Genomic DNA, 12,348 nt, shown 5'->3' with positions numbered 1-12,348 from the left:
GAGGGGCTACTCTTTGATACAGCTGTTGGTGGTGTTGCTGCTGGTTTCGATATTGGCGACGTAGGATATTAGGCCGTCTGAAAGATACTTAAGATCAGCTTTCAGACGGCCTTGTTGTAAGATGAGTTTTTGATATTGGCGTACTTTTTTAAATACAGATAAAATCCCTGCTAATTATTTATAACGATATTTTTAGGACTCACAGTGCTTGCTTTGGATTATTGTCATCAAAAGGTTGCCGAAAGCCATTCCAGTTTTTTATCTGGCTTTCGTTTTTTATCGATAGAAAAACGGAATGCGATCACTGTTTTATACGCTTTTTGTCGCGAACTAGACGATGTAGTTGATGGCTGTACCGATCCAAATGTAGCTCAGATAACGTTGAACTGGTGGCGCAGTGATTTAGAGAAAGTGTTTAATAATGAGATGCCTGAGCACCCCGTTCATCAAGCTTTAAAAGATATTCGGGCAAATTTTGATTTGCCGAAGAATGAATTTGAAGCTTTGATTGATGGCATGCAGATGGATTTGGAGCAGGCTCGTTATGGTAGTTTTGATGAATTAAAGCTGTATTGCCACCGTGTTGCAGGGGTAGTGGGGTGCCTTATTGCGCGGATTTTAGGTTTTTCAAATCAGAAAACTTTGGAATATGCGGACAAAATGGGTTTGGCTTTGCAGTTGACAAACATTATTCGCGATGTGGGCGAAGATGCGCGACAGGGAAGAATTTATCTGCCGATAGAGGAAATGCAGAAGTTTGATGTACCTGCCAATGTAATCATGCAGTGCAAACAGACAGATAATTTTGCAAAATTGATGAAATTTCAAGTGAATAGGGCGCGTGAAACTTATTGTGAAGCGATGTTGCTTTTGCCGGCTGAGGATAGGAAATCGCAAAAAGTCGGCCTGATTATGGCGGCTATTTATTATGCGTTGTTGAATGAAATTGACCGTGATGGTGCGCAAAATGTTTTGACTTATAAAATTGCGATTCCTTCTCCCCGTAAAAAACGTATTGCTTTAAAAACTTGGCTGTTTGGATTTAAACCATGAATACTAAACGTCCAAAAATTGCTGTGATTGGTGCCGGTTGGGCAGGTTTGTCTGCGGCGGTTTCCCTGATTCATCGAGCTGATATTTCTTTGTTTGAGGCCGGGAGACAGGCAGGCGGTAGGGCGCGTGTCTTGGCTGGAAAAGATGATGGATTCAGCTTTTTGGATAATGGGCAGCATATCTTGTTGGGCGCGTATCATGGTGTTCAAACTTTGATGCAACATATTGGTGTTCAACCTGAATCAGCCTTTTTACGCCAGCCTTTGCAATGGTACATCCATGAGGGATTACAGTTTCAGACGGCCTCTCTGCCTGCGCCTTGGCATTTGCTTGTCGGTATCCTGCGTGCGAAAAATCTTTCTTTTTCATTGAGAATCAAATTGCTGTCGGATATGTCGGCATTGCAACGTTGGGCTGCTCATCATAAAACCGATTTGACGGTTGCAAAGTGGTTGAGAACACGAAATATTCCCCGCAGCCTGCTTGGCCAATTTTGGCAACCTTTGGTCTGGGGTGCTTTAAATACGCCATTAGAACAGGCATCGCTGCGCATTTTATGTAATGTATTGAATGATGGCGTATGGTCTGAAAAGGCGAACAGCGATTATCTTTTGCCTAAGCAGGATTTAGGGCGGATTGTAGCCGAACCGGCTTTGAATTTTCTGCACAAGCATGGTGCAAAGATACATCTTGAAACTCGTGTTTCACATTTGAACCATCATATTGATGGCCGAATTGAAATCAATGGCGAAGTATTTGATGCGGTGATTTTGGCTGTTGCGCCATATCATGTTGATGCGCTTTTGCCTGAAGATACGCCTGACTATATTCAGACGGCCTATCAATCGTTGCACTATCATGCGATTACCACGGTTTATTTGCGTTATGCCCAAGCAGTCAAACTGCCTGCACCTTTAACCGGATTTGCCGATGGTACGGCGCAATGGGTGTTACATCGGGGGGCATTGGGTTTACCGGATAATGAAGTCGCGGTTGTCATCAGCGTTTCCGATTGCACCGAGGCTTGGAAGGATAAAGATTTGGCCGAGAAAGCTCATGCGGACATTAAGCGGATTTGTCCGGATTTGGGTAAGCCTGAAGCCGTACGTATTATTACGGAAAAACGCGCGACTACGGCGGCAACGGTTGATTTTGTACAACCTGATTTCTCATGGTTGCAACATCGCCGTATTTATCCGGTCGGCGACTATCTCCATCCGCGCTATCCGGCAACATTGGAGGCTGCGGTTCAGTCTGGCTTTGCAGCGGCTGAAAAGCTTATGCTGGATTTGCAGGTTGAATAAACTGAGGCCGTCTGAATGTTCAGACGGCCTTTTTGACTTTACAAAACTTACCAAGCCGATACAATATCCGAAACCATAAAGTTCAAGGAAAATTCATGACGACATTAGCGGACAAAACCATCTTGGTTACCGGCGCATCCCAAGGCTTGGGCGAGCAGGTTGCCAAAGCCTATGCGGCTGCTGGAGCGACTGTCATTTTGGTGGCGCGTCATCAAAAGCGTTTGGAAAAAGTATATGATGCCATTGTGGCTGCGGGCAGCCCTGAGCCGTTTGCTATCTGCTTTGATTTGATGAGCGCGGAGGAGAAAGAATTTAAGCAATTCGCGGAAACTATTGATGAAGCCACCGGCGGAAAATTGGATGGCGTGGTGCATTGCGCCAGCTATTTCTATGCCTTGTCGCCATTGGATTTCCAAACCGTATCGGAATGGGTCAACCAATACCGTATCAACACCGTTGCGCCTATGGGCTTGACCCGTGCGCTGTTCCCATTGTTGAAGCAATCCGAAGACGCTTCTGTGATTTTTGTCGGCGAAAGCCACGGCGAAAAACCGCAAGCTTATTGGGGCGGTTTCGGTGCTTCCAAAGCTGCGCTCAATTATTTGTGTAAAGTGGCCGCGGACGAGTGGGAACGTTTTGACAACCTGCGTGCCAATGTTTTGGTGCCGGGCGCCATCAATTCGCCTCAACGTATCAAATCTCATCCGGGCGAATCGAAAAGCGAACGTAAAAACTACGAAGATGTCCTGCCGCAATTTATTTGGTGGGCAAGCCGAGAGAGCAGGGGGCGGACAGGCGAAATCGTCTATCTGTAAATCTACCTACTCAGAGTGGTTTGAGAACATGAGGCCGTCTGAAATCTATATTTTCAGACGGCCTTTAACTTATTGAGTTTCATATCTAAATAATATGGAAGTTTGATGTTTGACGTGTTAACAGGCAAACATCAGGCTGGCACAAAATTAGATATAGTAATCTAAGTTATAGTTATATTGGATAAATATGACGGAATTTGACTTTATCAGACAATATTTGCAGCGACAAAAATCGGAAGGTTTGATTTTGGGTATAGGGGACGATGCCGCTATTATTCGCCCAAGTAACGGATTTGATTTATGTTTTAGCGCTGATATGTTGGTCAAAGGCAGACATTTTTTTGAAGATGTTTTGCCCGAAGATTTGGCATGGAAAATGCTTGCAGTAAATTTGTCCGATATGGCCGCTATGGGTGCCAAGCCACGTTGGGTGTTGCTCAGTGCTGCGTTGCCTGAATTGAATCAAGACTGGCTCAAACGTTTTTGCGATAGCTTTTTTGCTTTGGCCGCGCGTTTTGATACGGTGTTGATTGGTGGCGATACCACCAAAGGCGATTTGGTCTTTAATGTAACGATAGTAGGTGAAGTTCCGACAGGGTGTGCCCTGCGGCGTGATGCAGCCGAAGTCGGCGACGATATTTGGGTATCGGGTCGGTTGGGTTTGGCTGCCGCTGCTTTGAACAAACATCTGGGGCATTATCAATTGCCGTCTGAAATCATGGCGGTTTGCGATGATAAATTGCTCCGTCCGGAGCCGCGTGTTTCATTGGGGCAGGCATTGTTGCCGTTTGCCCATGCCGCGCAAGATGTTTCAGACGGCCTGGCTCAAGATGTGGGGCATATTTTGAAAGCCTCTGCTGTCGGGGCGGAAATATTTGCCGATTGTGTGCCGTCGTTGCCTGAATTGAAAAACGTTTTGTCGCGCGAACAATGGTTGTCGGCGGTATTGGCCGGCGGCGACGATTACGAACTGATTTTTACTGCCGCTCCAGAAGATAGGGAACGCGTTTGTCAGGCAGCGGAACAAAGTGGCGTACCGGTCGCCCGAATTGGTAAAATGACTGACTCAGGCCGTCTGAATATTTTGGATGCCGAAGGCGGCGTATTGGAACTGACTTCTTTAGGATTTGATCATTTTGGCTGAACGTAAACCTACTTTTTCTTGGCTGTTGCAAAAACCATTGTGTTTTTTAGGATTCGGTTTCGGCAGCGGCTTGTCGCCGGTTGCGCCGGGTACGGCCGGAACGCTGGCAGCATTACCTCTGGCTTTTGTATTGTGCCTGTTGGGCATAGACGGCTGGATATTGCTTTTATTGTGTATCGCCTTGTTTTTTTGGGGTATCCGCATTTGCGGTTATACCGAGAGGGAACTGGGTATTCAGGATTACGGCGGTATCGTTTGGGATGAAATTGTCGCGATGCTGTTGGTGCTGTCGCTGATTCCGTTTAAATGGAGCTGGTGGCTGGCGGCTTTTATTATTTTCCGCTTGTTTGATGCGTTGAAACCATGGCCGATCAAATGGTTTGACCGGCGGATTCATGGAGGTTTAGGCATTATGCTTGATGATTTGATTGCGGCTGCGATGACCTTGATGGTCTTGGGCCTGTTTTATTGGATCGCGTGATGCGTTTTAAGTGTTTCGACCCTTTGCAAAAATAGGGCGGGCACGCCGGAATTATCCGGATTGAAATAAAATAAATACCATACGGGGTAAACAATTATGAATGAAATCGAGATTAACGTGGAGCCGCGTTATATGGCCGGTCAGAGCGACGTCTATCGCGACCGCTACGCCTTCAATTATCTGATTACCATCTGCAACCGCAGTGATGAAATCATTACTTTGCGTCAGCGTTTTTGGGAAATCACCGACGGACACGGTGAGACAGAGCAGGTCGGTCATGCTGGCCTGATTGAAGAGCAACCTGTTTTGTACCCGGGCGAAGCCTATGAGTACAACAGCGGTTCGCAAATCAGCACACCTTGGGGCAGTATCGAAGGCGCGTATGAGTTTGAAGACAGTATCGGCAAACGTTTCGTTATCGGGGTGCCGAAGCTTGAATTCAAAGCAGGCTTTACGTTGCAATAGGCCGTCTGAAAAATGAAAAACCGGAACATGCGAAATGTTCCGGTTTTTCATTTTTCAGACGGCCTAATCAGTCTTTGCAAGGCTGTACCAATACCCACGGCGCCACGACAACCGCCCACATTTCCTGCTTATCCGCTAAAAATGTGCGCGCCATATCATCGCTGACGGCACCGAATTTGCCTTGTTCCATCCAATGTTTCAATGGCGCGGCTTCATCTTCAGCAACATGGCGGGCGACGGCAATCAAATCCAAATCGGGTGCAACATAGACGGCGGCACCGCGTGCGAAGTGGGGTTGCAGCTCTTCCCATGAAACGCGGGCGGTTTCGGTATTGAGTTTTTCGTTTAAGAGTGGAATAGACATAGGACAATCATCAAATAAAAAACGGATTGTAACCGATATTCGGCCTTTTGCCCGATGCCGTCTGAAAACGAAAGAAATTTACAGGGTTAACGTTATACAGTATCATTTTAATGTTTTAATTTTCTTTCAGACGGCCTGTTGTCCGTATTCGGGCAAGGGCGGTTTTAGGCTTATGAATTCTGTATTGTTGACCGGATTGCTGCAAAGGCTGCTGATTGCGTTTGTCGCATTGGCGGCGTTGTGGGCTGTATATTTTTGGGCGGTATCGCCATGAGTATTGTGGTGGAAAATCTGACGGTCAGCTATCAGTGCAGGCCGGTGGTGCACCATGTCGATATGGTGTTTGAAGATGGCAAGATGTGGACGATTTTCGGGCCGAACGGTGCGGGTAAATCGACTTTGCTCAAAGCCATTATGGGCTTGCAGAAGACGGACACGGGCAGCGTGCGCTATGAAAATATGGCGCGCAAGGACATTGCCTATCTGCCGCAGCAGTCGGATATTGACCGCAGCCAGCCGATGACGGTGTTTGAACTGGCGGCGATGGGGCTGTGGTATGAAATCGGATTTTTCGGACGCGTGAACGCGGAGCAGAAAAAGCGCGTGATGGCGGCTTTGGAACGCGTGGAAATGCAGGATTTTGCCACGCGCCAAATTGCGCACTTGTCCAATGGCCAGTTCCAACGTGTATTATTCGCGCGGATGCTGGTGCAGGATGCCAAATTTTTGCTGCTGGACGAACCATTTAATGCGGTGGATGCACGGACGACTTATGCGCTGTTGGAAGTTTTGCGCCAGTGCCATCAGGACGGTCAGGCAGTGATTGCCGTGTTGCATGATTACGAGCAGGTAAGGGCATATTTTGCCAACACGCTGCTTTTGGCGCGTGAAAAAGTGACTGCCGGTGCGACGGAAAATGTGTTGACCGATGAATTTTTGGCACAGGCAAACCGAATGATGCAGAAACAGGAAGCGGCCGATTGGTGCGCGGTTTAATGGACAAGGCCGTCTGAAAGTAAGTGTTTTCAGACGGCCTAAGGCTTTCAGGGATTAATAAAAAAGCGATAAAACATGGATTTATATGATTTGGTCGTTGCGCCGTTCGCCGAATTTGACTTTATGCGCTATGCCTTGGCGTCGATTTTCTGCCTGGCGTTGAGCGCGGCTCCTGTCGGTGTGTTTTTGGTGATGCGCCGCATGAGTTTGGTGGGCGACGCCTTGAGCCATGCGGTTTTGCCCGGTGCGGCCATTGGCTATATGTTTGCCGGCTTGAGTTTGCCTGCGATGAGTGTCGGCGGTTTTGCGGCCGGTTTGCTGATGGCTTTGTTGGCGGGTTTGGTCAGCCGGTTTACTTCATTGAAAGAGGATGCGAACTTTGCCGCATTTTATTTGAGCAGCCTTGCCATCGGCGTGGTTTTGGTCAGCAAAAACGGCAGCAGCGTCGATTTGCTGCATTTGCTGTTTGGTTCGGTGTTGGCGGTGGACATTCCGGCTTTGCAGCTGATTGCCGTTTCTGCGAGTGTCACTATTTTGCTGATGGCGGTCATGTTCCGCCCGCTGGTGTTGGAGAGCATAGATCCTTTGTTCCTCAAGGCTGTCGGCGGTAAGGGTGGCTTTTGGCATGTGTTGTTTTTGGTGCTGGTCGTGATGAATCTGGTTGCCGGTTTTCAGGCATTGGGTACGCTGATGTCGGTCGGCTTGATGATGTTGCCGGCGATTACTGCCAGACTGTGGGCGAAAAGCATGGGTTGGCTGATGATTTTGTCTGTCGCATTGGCTTTACTTTGCGGCTTGGCAGGACTGTTGTTTTCCTACCATATCGAAATCCCGTCCGGCCCTGCGATTATTTTATGCTGCGGCACGCTTTACCTGATTTCCGTCGTGTTCGGTTGGGAGGGCGGCATTTTGGCAAAATGGCTGCGCCGCAAGAAACACCGCACGGCATAATTTTTCAGACGGCCGCTTGAATAATCAGGCGGTCTGTCTTATGATGATGTTAATGTTACGTTATATCACTGGAGAGAATATGAAACATTGGAAACTCGGCATTGTTGCCGCATTATTGACCGGTGCCGCTTATGCCGCTCCTTTGCCTGTTGTGACCAGCTTCAGCATTTTGGGCGATGTGGCCAAACAGATTGGTGGCGACCGTGTGGCCGTACAAAGCTTGGTGGGCGCAAACCAAGACAGCCATGCCTACCACATGACCAGTGGCGACATCAAAAAAATCCGCAGTGCCAAATTGGTATTGCTCAACGGCTTGGGCTTGGAAGCTGCTGACGTACAGCGCGCAGTCAAACAGAGCAAAGTTCCTTTTGCCGAAGCGACCAAAGGCATTCAGGCTTTGAAAGCAGAAGAGGGCGGCCATCATCATGACCACGATCACGAAGGCCATCATCACGATCACGGCGAGTTTGACCCGCACGTTTGGACCGACCCCGTCCTGATGGGCACTTATGCGCAAAACGTTGCCAATGCTTTGATTCAAGCCGACCCTGAAGGCAAAACCTACTATCAGCAACGTTTGGGCAACTATCAAATGCAGCTGAAAAAATTGCACAGCGATGCGCAGGCTGCCTTTAATGCCGTGCCTGCCGCCAAGCGTAAAGTCTTGACCGGACACGATGCGTTCTCTTACATGGGTAAACGCTACAATATTGAATTTATCGCCCCACAAGGCGTGAGCAGTGAGGCCGAGCCGTCTGCCAAACAAGTGGCTTCCATCATCCGCCAAATCAAACGCGAGGGCATTAAGGCCGTCTTTACTGAAAACATCAAAGACACGCGTATGATTGACCGTATTGCCAAAGAAACCGGCGTCAATGTCAGCGGACGTTTGTATTCAGATGCATTGGGTGGCGCACCGGCTAACAGCTACATCGGTATGTACCGCTACAATGTCAAAGTTTTGACCGATGCCATGAAAAAATAAAGCGGCTTAAGGATAAAGGCCGTCTGAAACCTTAAAAACAAGGTTTCAGACGGCCTTTTATATGCTTATTTTTAAAATAAACCGTCAAATTTAAAATATAAAAATAAAATTTGTGCTATTAAAAGTTTAATTATCAAAAATTCATGCTAATTTGCTTGGTAAGTACGCACCATCCGTGCGAATTGCTTATCGGCTGTCCGTCAGCCACTCACGGCTTGACTTCACCCTGTTACAATTCGGCATCTTCACGTTTCTTAATATTACATCATGAGCAACCATTCGTCTTGGTCATCCAAAATCGGCTTTGTGCTTGCTGCGGCAGGCTCGGCCATCGGTTTGGGTGCAATTTGGAAATTCCCTTATACGGCCGGTACAAACGGTGGCGCTGTATTTTTTCTTTTGTTTTTGATTTTTACGATTTTGGTGGCTTTGCCGGTTCAGCTGGCCGAGTTTTACATCGGCCGCACGGGTGGTAAAAATGCCATCGACTCCTTCAAAGTATTGCGCCCCGGTTCGCAGTGGCCGTGGGTTGGCCGCATGGGCGTGGCCGCTTGTTTTATCTTGCTGTCGTTTTACAGCGTGGTCGGCGGCTGGGTATTGAACTACGTCGTGCACAGCTTTACCGGCGAAATTCACGTCGGCGCAGACTTTAAGACCCTGTTTGAAAATACGATTTCTTCACCGTTTGGCTCGCTGTTTTACCAAGGTTTGTTCATGCTGATTACCATTTGGGTGGTCAAAGGCGGCATTTCAGACGGCATTGAAAAGGCAAACCGCGTATTGATGCCGGGTTTGTTTATCCTCTTTATCGCACTGGCTATCCGTTCGCTGACTTTGCCCGGCGCAATGGACGGCGTGGCATTTTTGTTGAAACCGGATTGGTCGTATTTGAAGCCCGGCACGATGCTGACTGCTTTGGGGCAGGCATTTTTTGCGTTGAGTATCGGCGTGTCCGCGATGATTACCTATGCTTCGTATTTGGGTAAGGATCAGGATATGTTCCGTTCCGGCCATATGATTATGTGGATGAACCTGTTTGTTTCCCTGCTGGCCGGTTTGGTGATTTTTCCTGCGGTATTTGCCTTCGGCTTTGAACCCGGTCAAGGCCCTGGTTTGATTTTTGTTGTGTTGCCTGCGGTCTTCATGAAAATGCCGATGGGTACATATTTGTTTGCCGTGTTTATGCTGTTGGTTGTCTTTGCGACACTGACTTCCGCGTTTTCCATGTTGGAAACCGTCATCGCGGCAACCATCCGCCAAGACGAGAAAAAACGCAGCAGCCATGCTTGGGTAACAGGCATTGCGATTTTCATAGTCGGTATTCCTTCGGCGCTGTCTTTCGGCGTATGGAGCGAGTTTAAAATTTTCGGCAAAACCATTTTTGACTTGTGGGATTTTGTCATTTCTGCCGTCATTATGCCGATTGGCGCGTTGAGCGTTGCCGTGTTTACAGCATGGATTCAGGACAAACAGTCTGTCCTGCGCGATGCAGGCATGGGCAGTACCATTCCGAAAAACCTGCTTTGTGTGTGGCTGGGCGTGTTGCGCTATCTTGCGCCGATTGCGATTATTGTCGTGTTCATCAACTCTTTAGGTTTGATTTAATCCGATAGTGAGCAAACGTTCCGGCGTTGCATTGCTTCGCCGGACTGTTTGTTTAAAAATATCATTAAAAAGTATCAAGGCCGTCTGAAAATTTTTCAGACGGCCTTTTTATATACGCGCGAGGCTGATTAGAACTTCGCTTGCAGTCTCAGCCATGCGGTGCGGCCGGGTTCGTTCACACGCATGGTTTGAGTACCGGCAGACGGGTCGCCACCACGGCTGACGAATTCAGCATAGGTTTTGTTGAATACGTTGTCCACGCCGCCTTGCAATGTGGCGTATTTGCTGAATTTCCAACCGGCGTTGAGCGAGAGTACGCCAAATCCCGAAGAAGCGCCGATGTCTTGGCCGACGATATTGCCTTGGCCTTTGCTGTAACGGTTTTGTTTGGCCACGACGCGCCATAATGCGCCCGCGCTGAATTTGCCGTTGTCAAAGGCGAGGGTGTTGTTCCACTCGAGCGGCGGCGTTTGTGCCAAAGGTTTGCCGTCGGTACGGTTTTTGCCGTGGGTGTAGGCGAGGCTGGTGCCGACTTCCCAGTTAGGCGCAAATGTCCATTTGACTTCGGCTTCGCCGCCAAAGCGTGAAGCGTTGATGTTGCGCACGCCGAAATTCTTGCCTTGGCGCTCCATCATGATGAAGTCTTTGATGTCGCTACCGAATACGGATACGGAAGCGTGGAGATTAGGACGTTTCCAGATTACACCTGCATCAATTTGGCGGTTTTGCTCTGCGCGGATGGCTTTGTTTTCAGACTGCAGGCGTTCCCAGTAGTCAGGTGCGCGTTCGGCAATACCGAAGCCGGCATAGTATTTCAGGCCGTTGTCCGTATTTCTTTCCCAGCGCAGGAAGCCTGAGTTCAAATTGAATTTTTGATGTTTCAAAACGGGGTCGGTCACGCGCGCGGTATCGTAATGTGCTTTGACTTGGTCATGGCGCAAACCTGCTACCCAGCGTTGATTGTCGGTTTGCTGCCAAGAGGCTTCGGTGAAAATACCCCATTGTTTGAAACTTTGGTTGGGCATGTAAGGCTTGTGGCTGTAGCCGTCGCCGCCACGCTCCATGCGTGCGACGTGGACGTCGTCCAGATAGTCCAAACCGGTTTGCAGGTTGAGCTTGTCCCAGTCGAAAGTGGCTTTCAGACGGCCTGTATCGGTATTGCGTTTAGGGTTGTTGGCATTTTTAATCTGCTTGCCGGCACGGTCGTAGATGGTACGCAGGCTGTATGTGTCCATCACGTGGTCGATTTCGCTTTTACCGTAGCGCAGTTCCAACTCGCTGAACCATGGAGTGAGGTTGCGTTGGGTAAAGCGGATGTTCCACGCATCACGGTCGAATTTGCTGCCGTCCATCATGCGGTCAGCGTAGGCAACCTTGGCCCTGCTGCGCTCGTATGTACCGGCAATGATGGTGTTTTCTGTCGGGGTAACACCCAGTTGCAACATTTGGCTGTCGCGTTTGAAGTTGGAGTGAATGCGGTTGCCGTTGCCGTCTTTGTAGTCGTCGGCTTCGTTATGGGAGATATTGGTACGGACGTAGCCGTATTTTCCGCCAAACTCGGCTTCCAGCGAGCCGTCAAGGCGGTCATTGCTGCCCGCCGTCAGGGTGGCGTTGATGTTGTAAGGTTTTTCAGTGAAATCAGGATCTTTACGGATAAATTGCACCGAGCCGCTGACCAAGCCCATACCTTGGGTAACGGTTTGCGGGCCTTTGGTAACCACGACTTTGTCAAATGAATTTGGGTGGATATAGGCAGTTGGCGGGTCCATGCGCATACCGCAACCGCCATAAATAAACTGGTCGTCGGCATTGACGGAGAGGCGCGAGCCACCCAAGCCACGGAACAGCGGATCGCCCGAGCTGCCGCCTTTGCGGATGATGCTCATGTTGGGTACGGATTGTAAAAGGTCTGCCCCGTCTCCGGCAGGGAGGGGTTGCAAAGCAGCTTTGGGGTTGAAAGTAACGCGATTGGCTTTTTCTTGTTGTGTGCCGGTGACGGTGACAGGGGAAAGGGTAACCGTTTCTTCAGGTGTAGGATCGGTATCTGCCCATGCTTGGGATACGGCTAAGGCAATGGGTAAGATAAGTAATGGTGGGTATTTCATATCGTTTCTCTCTATTATTAGGGATTATGTTAACTAATACCGAAGTATTATACATAAAGTCTAGTAAAATAGAAGCAGTG

12 protein-coding genes are annotated in these 12,348 nt (G+C 48.8%); 10 read left to right on the top strand and 2 right to left on the bottom strand.

Going from position 1 to position 12,348, the window contains the following annotated elements:
• Window positions 1–204: 204 nt before the first annotated feature.
• The 6 genes from hpnD to apaG all read left to right on the top strand — a co-directional run bounded on the left by hpnD (window position 205) and on the right by apaG (window position 5,262).
• Window positions 205–1,053: a presqualene diphosphate synthase HpnD gene (gene hpnD, locus HMPREF2608_RS00320; RefSeq protein WP_070825577.1), complete on the top strand. Its 849-nt coding sequence runs from the start codon at window positions 205–207 to the stop codon at window positions 1,051–1,053.
• Window positions 1,050–2,357, top strand: coding sequence for a hydroxysqualene dehydroxylase HpnE (gene hpnE, locus HMPREF2608_RS00315; RefSeq protein WP_070825576.1), 1,308 nt, complete (start codon window positions 1,050–1,052; stop codon window positions 2,355–2,357). Before hpnD ends, hpnE begins: the two co-directional genes overlap by 4 nt.
• A 95-nt stretch (window positions 2,358–2,452) precedes the next feature.
• Entirely contained in the window at window positions 2,453–3,172 is a 720-nt protein-coding gene (locus HMPREF2608_RS00310; RefSeq protein ID WP_003747583.1) for an SDR family oxidoreductase, read from the top strand.
• 187 nt (window positions 3,173–3,359) lie between these two features.
• The gene (gene thiL / locus HMPREF2608_RS00305; RefSeq protein WP_070825575.1) at window positions 3,360–4,316 is read left to right on the top strand and encodes a thiamine-phosphate kinase; all 957 of its coding nucleotides are present in this window, start codon (window positions 3,360–3,362) and stop codon (window positions 4,314–4,316) included.
• A complete protein-coding gene (locus tag HMPREF2608_RS00300) occupies window positions 4,309–4,797 on the top strand; it encodes a phosphatidylglycerophosphatase A family protein (RefSeq protein WP_070825579.1) in 489 nt (162 codons plus the stop codon). Before thiL ends, HMPREF2608_RS00300 begins: the two co-directional genes overlap by 8 nt.
• Before the next feature lie 96 nt (window positions 4,798–4,893).
• On the top strand, window positions 4,894–5,262 hold the full coding sequence (apaG, locus tag HMPREF2608_RS00295; protein WP_003682575.1) for a Co2+/Mg2+ efflux protein ApaG: 369 nt from the start codon (window positions 4,894–4,896) through the stop codon (window positions 5,260–5,262).
• A gap of 67 nt (window positions 5,263–5,329) precedes the next feature.
• Here the strand turns inward: apaG and HMPREF2608_RS00290 are convergent, their stop codons facing one another.
• Window positions 5,330–5,626 carry a DUF2288 domain-containing protein gene (locus tag HMPREF2608_RS00290; protein ID WP_070825574.1) on the bottom strand — a complete coding sequence of 99 codons (297 nt, stop codon included), beginning with the start codon at window positions 5,624–5,626 and terminating at the stop codon, window positions 5,330–5,332.
• Window positions 5,627–5,896: 270 nt separating this feature from the next.
• Here HMPREF2608_RS00290 and HMPREF2608_RS00285 point away from each other — a divergent pair, with 270 nt between their 5' ends.
• From HMPREF2608_RS00285 to HMPREF2608_RS00270, 4 genes are all read left to right on the top strand, one after another.
• Window positions 5,897–6,622, top strand: coding sequence for a metal ABC transporter ATP-binding protein (locus HMPREF2608_RS00285; RefSeq protein ID WP_141761442.1), 726 nt, complete (start codon window positions 5,897–5,899; stop codon window positions 6,620–6,622).
• A 75-nt stretch (window positions 6,623–6,697) separates the two neighbouring features.
• Window positions 6,698–7,573, top strand: coding sequence for a metal ABC transporter permease (locus HMPREF2608_RS00280; protein ID WP_003685375.1), 876 nt, complete (start codon window positions 6,698–6,700; stop codon window positions 7,571–7,573).
• A gap of 79 nt (window positions 7,574–7,652) precedes the next feature.
• Window positions 7,653–8,558, top strand: a complete 906-nt coding sequence (locus HMPREF2608_RS00275) for a metal ABC transporter solute-binding protein, Zn/Mn family (RefSeq protein WP_049336292.1) — start codon at window positions 7,653–7,655, stop codon at window positions 8,556–8,558.
• Window positions 8,559–8,825: 267 nt separating this feature from the next.
• Window positions 8,826–10,163, top strand: coding sequence for a sodium-dependent transporter (locus HMPREF2608_RS00270; protein ID WP_070825572.1), 1,338 nt, complete (start codon window positions 8,826–8,828; stop codon window positions 10,161–10,163).
• A gap of 128 nt (window positions 10,164–10,291) precedes the next feature.
• Here the strand turns inward: HMPREF2608_RS00270 and HMPREF2608_RS00265 are convergent, their stop codons facing one another.
• Window positions 10,292–12,268 (bottom strand): TonB-dependent copper receptor, encoded by a 1,977-nt coding sequence (locus HMPREF2608_RS00265; RefSeq protein WP_070825571.1) that lies wholly within the window; start codon window positions 12,266–12,268, stop codon window positions 10,292–10,294.
• Window positions 12,269–12,348 lie beyond the last annotated feature (80 nt).

This window comes from Neisseria sp. HMSC064D07 (assembly GCF_001837185.1).
GTDB lineage: Bacteria > Pseudomonadota > Gammaproteobacteria > Burkholderiales > Neisseriaceae > Neisseria > Neisseria flavescens_C.
This window is presented reverse-complemented; position numbering and strand designations above follow the sequence as displayed.